Below are 14,708 nucleotides of genomic sequence, written 5' to 3'. Positions count from 1 at the left end.
TTTGGGCTGCAACCGCCAAAGGGGTTACTTATCGATGGCCAATGCTACACTTTGTGCAAATGCCGGGCTGGCGCATGTCGACAAGCGGTTTTGGAGCGTATGCACTTCTCCAGCCCGACCGGGGCACTTGTCATATCGGCAAGTCGGTTCTGGCCAAAACACGGCTCGTATCGAAGCCGCGCATGCGGTCCTCGGTTCACATCCTGTCAGGACCTTCGATCGTCCTTCATATCAACCCCCTTTATCAAGCGCATTCAGGCAGCAGCAGCCCTTGATGGTTTGAGACCGAGAATCCGCACCGCGTTATCGTAGAAGATCTTCTGCTTGGTCGCGGCACTCATCTCGATCTCATCGAGAAGCGTCAGGCACACGGCCGGATCCCAGCAGGGATAGTCCGTGCCGTACATGACATTGTCGGCGCCGAAATATTCGATCGCGAATTTCTGGCCGGCCGAATGCGGCGAAACCGTATCGGTGAACATCTGGTGCAGATAATGGCTGACCGGTTTCGTCAGGCCCGCGGTCCTGGAGTTCTTGTCCATGCGGCCAGACTGGTATGGCAGCGCGCCACCCGTATGCGACATGACGATCTTGAGGCCCGGATGACGCTCCATCATGCCGGAAAGGATGAGCCGCGACGCTGCTGCGCTCACTTCGACCACGCGGCCGAGGCTCAGGTGCAGGGCATCATTATAGCCCTGCATGACATCGGCGAAAACGGCATCGGTCGGATGCAGGAACATCGGCAGGCCGAGTTCCGCGACCCGCTCGTAGAACGGCTCGAGCCGGATATCATCGATCATGCCTTCCTTGCCGACGCTGCCCGGCAGATTGACGCCCATCAGGCCAAGCCGGTTGACCGCATCGTCGAGCACTTCGATCGCCACGTTGGTATCGACGAGGGGAATGGCGGCGGACGCCCAGACACGGCCCGGATAACGTCGCTGTGCCCAGGCCATTTCCTCGTTCCAGGCAAGTGCCGCATCACGACCTTCCTCGACGGGAAGCTCGGAAAAATAGATCGACAGCGGACCGATCGAGCAGACTACGGAAATATCGTGGCCGAGACTGTCCATATAGGCGAGCTGCTCGTCGAGATCGAACCACTCCTTCCAGCTCGCCACCGTGCCGCGGCGCCCATTGGCCCCGTGATAGGTATAGCCGCCGCGCGCATTCACGACAGCCTTCGGAAAACCTTCGCGCTTCAGAAGCGGTTCGAAAATCGACCGCGGCCACCAGTGGAAATGGGAATCAATGATCTTCATGACACGAACCTCGAAGTTTCAGCGGTTGCTATCGACGCGCCAGGAATCTGTCCTGGTTTCCAGGAACGACAGGATCTGGGTCAGCAGCACGCCAAGCACGATGACGATCACGATCGACACCATCATCTTGGTCGTCTGCATCAACTGACCGTAATAGGTGATGGCGTAGCCGAGGCCGGCATTGGCGCCAAAGAGTTCGGCCACCACGACACCGGTCAGCGCGCGGCCGACGCCGAGGCGAAGACCGGCCATCATCACCGGCACGGATCCCGGCAGCGCGACACGCAGGAAGATGTCAAGCGGCCTGGCGCCGAAGGAGCGCGCGGCGCGGGCAAGGTCGCGATCGGTATTCTTGATGCCGGACAGCGTGTTCGCATAGATCGGCGTCAGCGCGAACAGGAAGGCGATCGCGATGATGGTCGGCGTGCCGTAGCCGAGCCAGGCGACGAACAGCGGATAGAAGGCGACTGTCGGAGCCGAATATTTGAACCAGATGAACGGTTCGAGCGCCGATTCCACATCCGCGAACCAGCCGGCCAGCATGCCGAGGATGATGCCGACCACGGTGGCAAGACCGAGAGACCAGGCAAAGCAATAGAGCGTTGCCGCTACATTTGTGGCGACCGAACCGTCTTCGAACTGAGTGATGAATTCGGCGGCGACCTGGCTTGGCGTCGATATGAAGAACGGATTGATGAAACCGGTGTCGACGGCGATCTGCCAGAAAACCACGATGCCGATCATCGACAGCGTGCCGAGCACAAGCGCCTGGCGGCGATAGAAAAGTTCGGCGATCATTTCGACCTCCAGTCGCGGACCTTGTTCTCCACCGAGCGGACCAAGACGGTCAGCGTGTAGCCGAAGGCGCTGACGATCAGTGCATAGACGAGCAGGCGGTCGATGCGCATGGCGGAACCATAGAGATTGAGCTGGTAACCGATGCCCGCCTGCGACACGAACAGCTCGCCGACGATGACGCCGAGCACGGCACGACCAACGGCGAGCCTCAGGCCGGTCAGCAGCGCCGGCAACGAGCCGGGCACCAGGACGCGCGTAAAGATGTCGAACTTGCTTGCGCCGAACGAACGCGCCATCCGCAGAAACCGCGGATCCGCCTCGCTCATGCCGGCCATGGTGTTGAGAACGATCGGGAAAACCGCCCCTAAGAAAACGACGGCGATCTTCGGCGCCATGTCGATGCCGAGCCAGATCACCATGATCGGCAGCAGCACCAGCGTCGGGGCGATGTAGAGCGCCATCAGCGGCGGATCGATCAGGTAGCGGGCGATCTTCGACGTGCCGAGCAGCACACCGAGCGGAATGGAGACCACGATCGCAAGGATGAAACCCGCAAAGAATTCCGTCAGGCTGATGCGCGCGTGAAAGAGGAAGTTATCGTTCTTGAAGACGTCGATAGCCGCGAAGAACACCTCGGTCGGCCGGCTGGTGAAGCGGCCGTTCACCCAGCCCATGGCGGGCGCGATCTGCCAAAGGACGAGGAATGCGATGACGGCCAGCGTGCCAATCACCGCCGAGCGGGATGGGTGCAGGAAGGAAAGGGAAAGCTGCCGGGCTTCCGCCGGTTCGGCGGTCATCTCTGCCGATCTCATGCGACCTCCTGCACCAGCTGCATGCTGGACATGTCTTCAGCCAGATGGGCGCGCAAACGCTTGCGCAGTTCGTGGAAATCCTCGCTGTCGAGGATCGCCTCATTGCGCGGACGCGGCAGATTGACCTTGATCACTTCCTTGATATGACCCGGATTGCGGCCCATGACGACGATCTTATCGGCCAGGAAGATCGCTTCGTCGATATCGTGCGTCACAAACAACGCCGTCTTTTTGTCACGCTCCCAGATGCGCAGCAATTCGGTGCCCATGATCTCGCGGGTCTGGGCGTCGAGCGCCCCGAATGGCTCGTCCATCAGCAACACTTGCGGATCGACGGCGAGCGCCCGGGCGATGTTGACGCGCTGGCGCATGCCGCCGGAAAGCTGGTGCGGATGATAGTCGGAGAAGCGGCCGAGACCGACGAGGCGGATCATCTGCATGGCCCGTTCGTTGAGATCGCCGCCGTTCCAGCGCTGCATTTCGAGCCCGAACTTGACGTTGCCGCGCACCGAACGCCAGGGAAGAAGCGAGGCCTCCTGAAACACGACGGCGCGATCGGGACCCGGACCATTGATCTGTTTGCCATCGATCTGGATCGAGCCACGCGTCAGGCTGACGAGCCCCGCGACTGCCATCAGAAGCGTGCTCTTGCCGCAACCACTCGATCCGACGATAGTGACGAATTCGCCCTTTTCGACCGACAATGCGACATTGTCGACAGCGGAAAACACCTCGTTGCTCTTCGGCTTGCGGTAATCGATCCCGAGATCGCGGATTTCAATCTGCGCCACTTTCATTTCCTCCTGGAGCGGGCCTCCGCCCGCTCTCGTTATATTCTCATACAAATGGAAGGCTTACTTGGGCTTCCATTCATTATAGGTGTCGTGGAACGTGCCGACCCAATACTTCTCGACCGGCATGGGCGCCTTGTAGGTGCCGTTCATGATGCCGACGTCCCAGAAAGCCTTCATGCCCGCGTCGCTCGCCAGACGGCCGTCTTCGAAGATCTCGTCAATGAAGTCGTCGTAGCCGCGGTTGAGATAGGTTTCCTCGAGACCGAGCTTGGAGGCCAGAAGCTTGACCGATTCTTCCTTGTGGGCCTTGGACCACCGTACAGCCTTGGCAAAGCCGCGGAGCACCGCCTTGATGGCATTCGGATCGTTCTTGATGAAATCCTCACGCGCATAGAAGCAGTGGAACGGGAAATCCGGGGCGATCGACTTCTGTTGCAGGATCAGGTTGAAGCCGCGATCGGCCGCCATGAACTTTTCCGGCGTCGCGAAGATGTTGACTTCGAGCTGGCCGGCTTCCATCGCAGCGAGGCGCGGCACGGAGCCGCCACCCTGGACGATCTGCACTTCGCTCTTCGGGTCGATGCCCTTGGTCTTCAGCGCATAACGGGTCAGGAAGTCGGTCGACGAACCGAAGGTCGAGATGCCGAAGCGCTTGCCCTTGGCTTCTTCGAGCGTCTTGATCGACGGCACCGAATACCAGTCGAAGACGGCCATGTTGAAGCCGCCGTAGAAGATCTTCACGCCCTGGCCGGTTTCGACCCCGACAAGCGCTTCCGAGAAAGCGCCGACGCCGATATCGACCGCGCCGGCGACCATGCCGCGCACCAGGTCCGTGCCGCCCTTGAAAGCGACGATCTTCACGTTGATGCCCTCTTCCTTGAAGAAGCCCTGGGCATCGGCAACATAGATCGGCAGCAGGGTCGAGGTATTGAGCGGAAGGCCGATCGTGATGTCCTTTTTCTCAATCGCCTGGGCGCTCGCCGCCTGAAAGGACAGCGCGGCAAATGCCGCCGCAGTCGCCATGGTTTTCAGAAATTTCAGCATTCTCTCCTCCTTGTGATGCCGGCACTCCCTGCGGCATCCGTTTTTCATAAGTTCCAGTGTCCCTTCAGGCCGCCTCGCTCCTCGGGAAAGAGGCATCCGTAAGCTCCATGAGGAGGCTGCGGGCCTCCTGCACCGCGGCCGCATCGGCATCGGCAAGCGCGGCTTCCAGCCGCTGCAAATGCCGCGCCGTCTTGGCGGGAAGGCTTTCGATCTTGCGGCCGAGCATAGCCTGCGCGTCCTCACCACAAGCCTGAGGCCAGATGCCCTCGCGTGTCTGTCCCTTTTCAGTCAGGACAACACGCGCAGGCCAGCCTTCGCCGGCGAGCGTCTCATCGGCCGTGATCGTGACGAGCTCGGCAAAGGCCAGGACTTCCGCATTGAAGGGACGTGAGCGATCCACATCCGTCAGCCTTGCAGGCTCAAGGGCAGCGATGCCGAGCTGCAGTCCCAGATGGGCGATGGTCGACAACCGATCTTCGGCCATAAGCGGCCGGCTGGCGACGGGTGCTGCCACGGGTGGCAGAAAAACCTCGACACTATCGACGGCGCCGGGATCGACGCCCTTTTCCAGCAGATGACGGAAAGCTTGTATCGCATTGACGCCCTGACGGGCGGAGACGAAGGGCTTCATTCCGACCCGCGCGATCGCCAGCGGATCGACATGGGCAGGTTCCAAGGCAACGGCTGCCGCTGCCTGTCCCTTCATCCAGCCTGGAGAGAGGAGTTCGAGGTCGCCTTTGATATCCGCTTTCGCAGCGAGCGCCGCTCGAATGCCCTTCAATACCGCTTCGCCGATCACCAGCCAGCGGGCCGACGGCATGCCCGACGGACGGCCGTTGCGGCCCGAACTGCCCGCCATGGACAGCACCAGCGCCTGCGCAACCTGTTCGTCCGAAAGACTGAGCGCTATTGCTGCACTCACCGCCGCCACGGCAGGTGCCGCAAACAGGCCCGGCCAGGTTTCCGGCAAGGCCGAAACGCCGCCGACAGCCTCCGAAAGCGCCACCCCAACGGCGTGACCGGCGGCAACCGCCTTCACATAGACCGCATGATCCTGAGCGAAAATCAGCGCCGCCGGTACAGCCATGGCATCGGGCGTCGCGCAGGAAGGCACGTGGATCGCGTCCCATTCCGTAAAACGGATAGCCGCCGACGCGCCCGCAGCAGAGGAGAGTGCGTCGCGGGCACCGGTTTCGCGATAGAAGGCGAGCAGTGAGGAACCTTCGGTCGCACCGGCACCAGCCGCCAGACAAACAAGCGCGTCGACGGTATGCGAGTTGACGAGATCGCGGAGGCTTTCGTCCGCGCCATCGATCGTCAGAAGAATGGAAACGAGGTCGCCTGCGTTCATTCGGCTGCCTCCCGCATGGAACCGTTACCAATCCCGACCGGCCGCGAGGCAACGATCGTCTCGCCGTCGAGGGTAAACGCGGTCGTCAGGATGCCGTAGGGGACCGGCGCGGCAAGTGGCGTTCGCGCATCCGCCACGACCTTCAGCGGCCGGGTGCCGTGGGGCGCTTCGAGATGCCAGTCGATCAGCTTGGCGCCATTAGGCAGATAGAAAGCCGAAATCGAGCCGTCGGCCGGCAGGGCGGGAGACGCCCGGTCCAGCTCCGCGCCCACGGAGGAGAGGCGCGCGGCGATTTCGGAAACAGCAGAGAAGGTTTCGATGCGGCGAACCCAGACGCCGTTGTAGGCGATCGACAGGCGCACCGCGAAGGTGCGGCCGAGTTCTTGCCCGCCGGTGCGGATGAAACGCCGATCCTTGGAAAGGTCGGGAGCGACAGCAACGTAGCATTCCTCGGCGCCCGCAAGCCGCACGGCGCGCTCGACCGGACCGGTGAAATCACCGGCATATCTGCTGTCGATATCGCCAGCCTTGAAAGCCTCGTGGGCGATATTGTTGGTGTGGCGCACGAGATCGAGCTCGGCGCGATCCGCCTGGCCGCGAACCGCGGTGAAAAGCTCCGTCGCATCGGAAAGCTCGACTGGCAGGACGGACAGGATCTCGTCCACCACGCCGCCCGGCATGCGGTCGAGTTCGACCACGCCGAGGCGCTTTGCATCCACCTTGGCGAGCCGCTCGCCGGCAAGCTTGCCCGGGAAGGGCGAATGAGCCACTTCGAAGGTCGGGGCCACGGACTTGACCCATTCCCCGACGCGCTTCGACAGCGCCGTCAAGAAGATCGGCAGGCCTTCGCGCAGCACCAGGACGAGGCCATCCGACCAGTAGGGCGTAAACCCGGAAACCCAGGTGACGCCGGCCGAGCGCACATGGTTGGTATAGATCAGCACCCCATCGAGGCCGGCAGCGACGATCGCCTGCTGCAGGTGGGCCTGCCGCGCCTTTACGTCCGCGAGGGAGAGTTCATTTTCGCGCCACTGGATCAGACCGTGTCTCATGCCGCCGCCCTCCGGGCGCCGACCGAGAACAGTTCGCGCGGCGTCCTCGTCAAGATTTCCGGCCCGTCGGCGCGGACGATCAGCGAGTCACCGTGCACGAAATAACCGATTTCGGGATTATAGGTGTTCGGGTGCACGATCAGGGACATGCCCTCCTCGATTACCGTGGATACGTCTTCGAGAATATGCGGCTTGGTATCCGGAAAGAGACCAAGGCCGTGGCCGCGCACGCGGGTATATTCGCTGGTCACATACTCACCGAGACCATGAGCGCGAAAAATGTCGTTCTCGGCTCGGGCGATATCGGCTGCGGTCACGCCGGGCTTGACTACCGCAAGGCCGGCTTCCAGCGCGTCGTTGTAGATACCGAAAACCTTGCGCTGCGCCTCGTTCGGTTCGCCGATCACCAGCGTGCGGCAGATCTGGACGTAATAGCCGTTGACGCAAGGGGTAAGCTCGGTCGTCACCAGATCGCCGGATTTCAGGATCTTGCCGAGCGGTGGCGCCATGCCGCGCACTTCCGGGCCGCCGACGCCGATGATCATGAAATTGTCGTCGACACCTTCGTTGCGGAAGAAGGACTCGATCTCGGCGATCAGCTCGTAATCCTTCTTGCCGACGGCGGCAGCATTGCGGAACACCGCATAACCCTCGTCCGCCAGCCGTGCGGCGCTACGCACGGCATTCAACTCGTCGGCGGATTTCACCATCAGCAAGCGATCGACCAGCGCGGTCGCGTCCTCGAAACGCAGGTCGCCACGCTGGGCGGCAAGTCCATACGGCAGATGACGTTTCGGGCCGGCAGCGATGCGGCTGTTGCCGAGCCGGGCGATGATGCCCGACACCGTGGCGATCAGGTCGCCCGCAACGACGGTCTTGACCTCGGGGCATTCGACCGCGGCGCGCTCGCCTTCCAGCTCGTCGTCGAGATAGAGGGTCACCTCGCCATCGCGCGTGACGACCGCCAGTCCCTCACCTTCCAGAATGCCGAAATCGGCGGCATAACGCAGGTAGTCGTTCTGCCAAGCATTACCGTAGAGCACGAGGCCGTCCAGCCCTGCCTCCAGCATTGCCTCGATCAACCGTTTCTTGCGGATTTCGCCGATCATCGCCATGTCCTCAGCCGTTCACTGCGATGCGGCGCGGCATCTGCGGCTCGACATAGCCGTAATCACGGACAGCCGCTTCCTTCGAGACGAGACCATTGGCGATATCCTCGTCCAGATCCGAGCGCGAGCGCTTTCTGGGATCTCCGTAGCCGCCGCCGCCGGCGGTGAGGAAGGTGATGCGATCGCCCGGCGTGAAGTGCACGTCGGTCGCCTTGTTGACCCGCAGCTGCGTGCCGTCGGCGCGGTCGATGATCGCCACGCTGACCTCGCCGGCATGGCCGCCATGCAGGCCCCAGGGCGGGGTGACGGTGCGGTCGAAGTTGATGTTGCCGCGGCAGGCGCGCAGGCAGCGATAGGTGAGCTCGATGCCGAGGCCGCCGCGATGTTCGCCGGCACCGCCGGAGTCCGGACGCAGGGCGTGCTTCTCGACGATGAACGGATACTTGATCTCCTGCAGCTCGACCGGCGTATTGCGCACGTCGCCCTGGCAGACCGAGACAGCAGCGGATTCGCCGTCCTCATGCGGGCGACCACCCCAGCCGCCGCCAAAGATGTTCATCAACAGGAAGCGCGAACCGTCGTCATAGAAACCGAAGAACGAGCAACCGCCCATGTCGCCCTTATGGGCAGCCGGGATCAGTTCCGGCACGGCCGGCGCCAACGCCTTGAGGATCGTGTCGATGACAGTAGGTAGCGCGATACTCCACTGGCCGAGCGCGGCCGGCGGACGGGCAGATAGGATCGTGCCGTCCGGCAGGTCGACGTTGAGAGCACGGAAGCAGCCTTCGTTGACGTCGAGTTCCGGCGAGGTCAGCGCCTTGAAGGCGACGCGGGCCGCCGCGATGCCGCCCGAGCGGCCGGAATTCAGCGGACCGTTGACCTGCGGATGCATGCCGTGGAAATCGACGGTGATGGTCGAGCCTGACACGATCACCTTGACGGCGATGCGTAGCGGCGTCGCGAGATCACGGCCGTCATTGTCGAGGAAGCTCTCGGCGGAATAGGTGCCGTCCGGAATGCGTTCGATCACCTGGCGGGCGGCCTTGTCGGTCTGGTCCCAGATGGTCTCGACGCAGCTTTCCACTACGCCGCGACCGTAACGGGCGACCAGTTCGGCATAACGCTTGGCGCCGATCTGGCAGGACGCCACCTGGGCACGCAGGTCGCCGAGGCTGGCATCCGGATAACGGATATTGTCCTGGATGATCTGGTAGAGCGTGTCGTTGAGTTCACCGGCCTTGTAGATCTTCAGGGACCGCATCTGCAGGCCTTCGGAGAAGATATCGGTGGTCGCGTTGGAGCCGAAACCCTGGCGACCGCCGCCGATATCTACCCAATGGGCGCGGTTGGCGGCAAAGCCGATCAGCTCGCCGTCATGGAAGCAGGGCGCGTAGACGACGACGTTGTTGAGGTGCTGGCCGCAGATATGGCCATGGTTCATCACGAGGACGTCGCCCTCTTCGAAACCCTGGAGCCCGTATTTCTTGATGCCGTCCTCGACGGCGATGCCGAGATCGGCGAGGAAGATCGGCAGGCCGCCGCGGTTCTGCGAGATCATCCGGCCGGTCGTGTCGATCAGGCCGCAGCAATAGTCGCGGACCTCATAGATCATCATGTTGTAGGCGGATTTGCAAAGCGCCTCGGCCATCTCGTCGGCATAGGCGACGATGGCATTGCGGACGACTTCAACGGTGATCGGATCGTTCTTCATCGGGGTCATGTCTTATTCCTCGCTCTGCTTGGCGAGCGTCACCAGGAGATGGCCTGCCTCATGGACGACGACTTCGTCGCCGGGATGGATCAGGATGGTGGAATTCGGTTCTTCGATGACCGCAGGGCCGGTGAGCTTGAAGCCGGCCGGCAGCGCCGGGCGCCAGTAGATCGCTGTCTTCAGCGGCTTTGCCGCATCGTTGAAAACCACGTCGCGGCTGCCGACTTCTGCTTCAGCTTCCGGCTCCCACGGGCGGGACAGCCATTCCTCGGCGACGTTGTCGGTGCGGGCAGCAGTCAGGACCAGGCGCAGGCTGACGATTTCGAGCGCTTCGGTCGGCGCTGACTGGCTGTAGCGGCGGTCATGCTCGGTGTCGAAACGCTTGCGGACTTCGCTGGTGTCGCCGGACAGCATGCCGGTATTTTCGATCGGGATCGAGATCGCATGTTCCTGGCCGACATAACGCAGGTCGGCGAAGAAGCGGTGATCCGCCTTGTTCTCGGCAATCCCGTCGCGCTTCATCTGTTCGCGGCCGGTGGCAACGAGCTCCGCATAGACCTTCTCGACGCCAGCCTCGGAAAGCTCGCCGACGCGGCCGATGAACGTCTGGACGAAATCCTGGCGCCAGGACGCCATCAGCATGCCTAGTGCGGAGAAAGTACCCGGCAGTTTCGGGATGATGACCAGCGGAATGTAGATCTCGCGGGCAATGGCGATCGCATGCAGCGGACCGGCGCCCCCGAAGGCGATCATCGCGGTATCGCGCGGGTCGATGCCCTTGTTGATCGAGACGGCACGCACCGACAGCGACATGGAACTGTCGGCGATCTTCGCAACGCCGAGCGCTGCCTCGACCGGATTGAGCTTCAGCGTATTGCCGACCTTGCTCAGCATCGCCTGTTCGGAGGCCGCCTTGTCGAGCGGCATGCCGCCGTTGAGGAAGCGCTGCGGATTGATGCGGCCTAGAATGAGGTCGGCGTCGGTGACGACGGGCAAGTCCGCCCCCTTGCCATAGCAGGCAGGGCCCGGATCGGCACCGACGCTCTGGGGACCCACATGCAGACCACCCGCATTGTCGACCCAGGCGATCGAACCGCCGCCGGCGCCGACTTCGACGATGTTGACGACCGGCAGCTGCATCGGCTGGCCGTCGGCTTCTTCACCGATCACGTAACCGGTTTCGATAGCCGGCGCTCCATCGGTGATCAGGCTCGACTTGGCGGTCGTACCGCCCATGTCGAAGCCGATGCAGCGCTTGAGGCCAAGCAGCTTGGCCAGACGCCCGGCGCCGATCATGCCGGCCACCGGACCGGATTCCATCATCGAGACCGGCTGTTCCTGCGCCTGGCCAATCGACATCACGCCACCGTTCGATCGCATGATATGGATCTTGCCGTCGAAGGCGCCGGAACGGAGATAAGTTTCGAGACGCTTCAGATAACCTTCGACGCGCGGGCCGACGAAAGCGTTGAGCGCGGTGGTCGAGGAGCGCTCGTATTCGCGGTATTCGCGCAGGATTTCATGCGACAGCGTCACGAAGACATTCGGCAGCGCCTTGCGCAGCATGTCGCCGACGCGGCGCTCGTGATCGGGATTCGCCCAGGAATGCAGGAGGCACACCGCGACGGACTCGATGCCGGCCGCTTCGATCTCGGCGATGACGGCCGCAACCGCCTTCTCGTCCAGCGCTTCGAGCACTTCGCCCGATGCAAGCACGCGTTCCGGAATCTCGAAGGTCAGGCTGCGCGGCACCAGCGGCTGCGGGCGTTTGAAGAACAGGTTGAAGGCCTGGATGCGGTTCGAACGGCCGATCGCATAAACGTCGCGGAAGCCGCTCGTGGTGATCAGCGCGGTGCGGGCGCCCTTGCGCTCCAGCACCGTGTTGATGGCGATCGTCGAACCGTGCAGAATCTCGTTGAGTTCGTTGGGATCGCAGTTCGCAAGCTCGAGGCTGCGGGCGATGCCCTGGGTCGGATCGGCCGGCACGGTCGAAGTCTTCGACGTCACGATCCTGCCGTCGACATAACCGACCAGATCGGTAAACGTACCGCCAATATCAATTCCGACAATATTCATGCGTCCTCCTGCCCGCATGGAGCCCATGCGGAATATTGTAATCTTTGCGGATTGGGCCGAGACCTCGGCCAGCGGTGGCAGGAACACTCCGGCTGACGGCTAAAGCGTCAGGCTCCTATTGCGATTGTTCATGTCATTCCTCATCCTCGAATGACATTTGATCCATTCGAACGATAACTAGCAACGGGTTGAGGGGCTTTAGGTTTGATAGCCTATAGGCTATAGGTTATCACCATGTTCAATATCACGCTCCGGCGCATGGAAGTTCTGGTTGCAGTGGTCGAGGAGGGAAGCTTCGCGGCCGCCGCCGATCGTTTCGGCATCGCCCAACCCTCCGTCAGCGCCCATATCATGGCGATCGAGAAGGAAATCGGCGGCCAGATCTTCGTGCGCCGACGGGGCCGCAAGCCGTTGCTGACCGAGATCGGTCGCAGCGTTTTGCAACATGCGCGCGAGTTCCTGGCCGAGGCCGACGACATGCGGGCAGATGTCGTGAAGATCCGAGGTGAGACCGGTCAGCAGGTCGTTCTATCGTGCCAGAGAAGCCTTGCCAATTTTGTTCTGCGAAAGGATCTGACAGACTTTGCGATAGCGCGGCCGGATATCCAGCTCGTCCTAAGAATTGGCAAACAGGAGGATGTTTTTTCGGAGGTTCGCGATGGCGTGGCCGACGTCGGCTGTTTTCTGGGTAACGAAGACCTGCGAGGCGTCCGGGCTGAAACTATCGGCCGGGAGAAGCTGGTTCTCATTGCCTCGCCGAACCACCCGCTTGCCCACCGCAAGCGTGTCAAGCCGCAGGACGTGGCACGCTACGACTTCGTAGGCCCTCCGCCTTCTTCGCTGTTTGGACGCGGTGTCTCGAAGCTTTTGGCGAATGCCGGTATTAGCCACGTAAAGGTCGCGGCGCAGGCGACGGAGTACCAGTTCCTGCGCGAGTTCGTGGTTGCTGGTGTAGGCATTGCCTGTTCGCTGGAACGGAGCGTAGCGGCTGATCTCGAGCGCGGTGATCTGGTTAAGGTCGATTTCGCTGGAGATGAATTGGGCTTCGATGTGCGGCAGATTGCATCAACCCGCCGCGCTTTGCCCAAGCCAGCCAGTGACTTGATGGAATTCCTCCGCTCCAGACACCAAATGCCCGGTTAACAGGGGATGTCTTGTGAGATCCCTCCTCAGTCGGGGAGATCGCGGGCGGATCGGCCGTAGGCCTTGCCCTTCATCCACCCGCGCGCAGTTCGTTTAGGTGACGACAGACCCTCTGCGGCACTTCGAGGGGTCGAGGTCGCCGCCGGCGGCTTAGCCTGCACAAAATAGGTTGGGCTAAAAGAGCAGCAATTTTGATCATGAGGTCGGATCGGTGGCGGCTGGTGCGTCATAGAAGGACCTGCTTCCTGGCTCCATCAATCGACAAGAAATGCGGTCGCCGGTGGCATCAAGCCCAGCGCGTCGGATGCATGTCAAACGCGTTGGGCTTCGGTCGAGGCCGGCTAGCGGATGACCTTACCGTTTTCCGCGACAAGCCGCCCCGCCTTGAAGACCCTTCGGCCCTTCGGAAATGCGACGACCGCCTCCGGCAGATGAGCGGCCGGGAGCGTCACGAAATCCGCCTTGGCTCCGACCTCGATCCCGTAACTCTCGATCCGCAACGCTTTCGCACCTGCTGTGGTGACGATGTCGAAGGCTGCCTTCAGTTCCTCATCTGTATAGAAGCCGGAGCGGTACCCAATGATTTCCGCCCGACGCAGCATGTCGCCATCGCCATAGGGCCACCAGGAATCCCGAATATTGTCGCTGCCGCTGAAGACGGTGACGCCTTCGCGGCGCAGCAAAGCGACCGGCGGGAAGACGTGATTGCCCGGCGCATTGGTCATGATCGAGACGCCGCTTTTCGCGATGGTGGCGGCAATCTTGCGGGCCGCATCCGGCGTGAGGTCACCCAAGGCGTAAGCGTGGCTGACCGCGACACGCCCCTGCAAGCCGAGCGCGGTGGTCCGGGCGCAAATCTCCTCGATCGTGAAGGCGCCCATGCTTCCGGCGTCGTGCAGATGGATGTCGATATCGACGCCATGTTTATCCGCCACGCCGAACACCACGTCGAGATGGCCGTTGACATCCCGGTCGAAGCTCGCCGGATCGAGGCCGCCGACAAGATCCGCGCCGAGGCGAATGGCTTCGTCCAGAAGCTCCGGCGTGCCGGGGCTTTTCAGAATGCCGCTCTGGGGAAAGGCGACGAGCTGGATATCGATGACGTCCTTGTATTGCTCCCGTACGGCAAGCACCGTTTCCAGCGACCTCAGTCCGACCGAACCGTCCACCATGACATGGCTGCGCATCTGCAGCGTGCCGTTCGCGATGCAGAGTTCGAGCTGGTTGCGGGCGCGTTCCCCCATCGGCTCGGCCTCCGCCATGTTCTCCGCCTGGAAGGCGACTCGCTCATGGACGTCGAAACCATTGGTGCATGGGCGGTGCGGTACCCATTTGCCACCGTAGAAGCTGGTGTCCAGATGGATATGTCCCTCGACGAAACCGGGAACCAGCAGATCCCCGGCAATGTCGTTGACCGTGCCCGCCGTCGCCGCCGAACCAGCCGGATCGATCGACTTGATCCGGCCATTCTCGACGCCGATGTCGTGCAGAAGGCCATCGGCCGTCCTTGCGTTGGTGAAAACCGTGTTCATTGTATTCATGGAAATTCCCTG

At 62.1% G+C, this 14,708-nt stretch carries 12 protein-coding genes; 1 reads left to right on the top strand and 11 read right to left on the bottom strand.

Annotation, left to right across the window (positions count from 1 at the left end; all coding sequences use genetic code 11):
* Positions 1-254: 254 nt before the first annotated feature.
* From J2857_RS23085 to J2857_RS23040, 10 genes are all read right to left on the bottom strand, one after another.
* Positions 255-1,265: an amidohydrolase family protein gene (locus J2857_RS23085; RefSeq protein ID WP_210012406.1), complete on the bottom strand. Its 1,011-nt coding sequence runs from the start codon at positions 1,263-1,265 to the stop codon at positions 255-257.
* 18 nt (positions 1,266-1,283) lie between these two features.
* The gene (locus J2857_RS23080) at positions 1,284-2,063 is read right to left on the bottom strand and encodes an ABC transporter permease (RefSeq protein WP_210012405.1); all 780 of its coding nucleotides are present in this window, start codon (positions 2,061-2,063) and stop codon (positions 1,284-1,286) included.
* Positions 2,060-2,875: an ABC transporter permease gene (locus tag J2857_RS23075; protein ID WP_210012404.1), complete on the bottom strand. Its 816-nt coding sequence runs from the start codon at positions 2,873-2,875 to the stop codon at positions 2,060-2,062. The genes J2857_RS23080 and J2857_RS23075 overlap by 4 nt, the downstream gene beginning before the upstream one ends.
* Positions 2,872-3,672, bottom strand: coding sequence for an ABC transporter ATP-binding protein (locus J2857_RS23070; RefSeq protein ID WP_245363681.1), 801 nt, complete (start codon positions 3,670-3,672; stop codon positions 2,872-2,874). The genes J2857_RS23075 and J2857_RS23070 overlap by 4 nt, the downstream gene beginning before the upstream one ends.
* A 57-nt stretch (positions 3,673-3,729) precedes the next feature.
* Positions 3,730-4,713 (bottom strand): ABC transporter substrate-binding protein, encoded by a 984-nt coding sequence (locus J2857_RS23065; RefSeq protein WP_210012402.1) that lies wholly within the window; start codon positions 4,711-4,713, stop codon positions 3,730-3,732.
* Between the two features lie 64 nt (positions 4,714-4,777).
* Positions 4,778-6,064, bottom strand: a complete 1,287-nt coding sequence (locus J2857_RS23060) for an MmgE/PrpD family protein (RefSeq protein WP_210012401.1) — start codon at positions 6,062-6,064, stop codon at positions 4,778-4,780.
* Positions 6,061-7,116 carry an aminopeptidase P family N-terminal domain-containing protein gene (locus J2857_RS23055; RefSeq protein ID WP_210012400.1) on the bottom strand — a complete coding sequence of 352 codons (1,056 nt, stop codon included), beginning with the start codon at positions 7,114-7,116 and terminating at the stop codon, positions 6,061-6,063. Before J2857_RS23055 ends, J2857_RS23060 begins: the two co-directional genes overlap by 4 nt.
* Positions 7,113-8,225: a M24 family metallopeptidase gene (locus tag J2857_RS23050; protein WP_210012399.1), complete on the bottom strand. Its 1,113-nt coding sequence runs from the start codon at positions 8,223-8,225 to the stop codon at positions 7,113-7,115. Before J2857_RS23050 ends, J2857_RS23055 begins: the two co-directional genes overlap by 4 nt.
* Positions 8,226-8,235: 10 nt before the next feature.
* Positions 8,236-9,945, bottom strand: a complete 1,710-nt coding sequence (locus J2857_RS23045; RefSeq protein WP_210012398.1) for a hydantoinase B/oxoprolinase family protein — start codon at positions 9,943-9,945, stop codon at positions 8,236-8,238.
* 3 nt (positions 9,946-9,948) lie between these two features.
* Positions 9,949-12,012: a hydantoinase/oxoprolinase family protein gene (locus tag J2857_RS23040; RefSeq protein ID WP_210012397.1), complete on the bottom strand. Its 2,064-nt coding sequence runs from the start codon at positions 12,010-12,012 to the stop codon at positions 9,949-9,951.
* Positions 12,013-12,246: 234 nt separating this feature from the next.
* Here J2857_RS23040 and J2857_RS23035 point away from each other — a divergent pair, with 234 nt between their 5' ends.
* A complete protein-coding gene (locus tag J2857_RS23035; protein ID WP_210012396.1) occupies positions 12,247-13,155 on the top strand; it encodes a LysR family transcriptional regulator in 909 nt (302 codons plus the stop codon).
* A gap of 341 nt (positions 13,156-13,496) precedes the next feature.
* Here the strand turns inward: J2857_RS23035 and J2857_RS23030 are convergent, their stop codons facing one another.
* Entirely contained in the window at positions 13,497-14,696 is a 1,200-nt protein-coding gene (locus J2857_RS23030; protein WP_210012395.1) for an amidohydrolase family protein, read from the bottom strand.
* Between the last annotated feature and the right edge of the window lie 12 nt (positions 14,697-14,708).

The sequence above is a fragment of the Neorhizobium galegae genome (assembly GCF_017877055.1).
Lineage (GTDB): Bacteria > Pseudomonadota > Alphaproteobacteria > Rhizobiales > Rhizobiaceae > Neorhizobium > Neorhizobium galegae_D.
The sequence above is the reverse complement of the archived record's forward strand: the minus strand, read 5'-3'. Positions and strand labels throughout refer to the sequence as shown.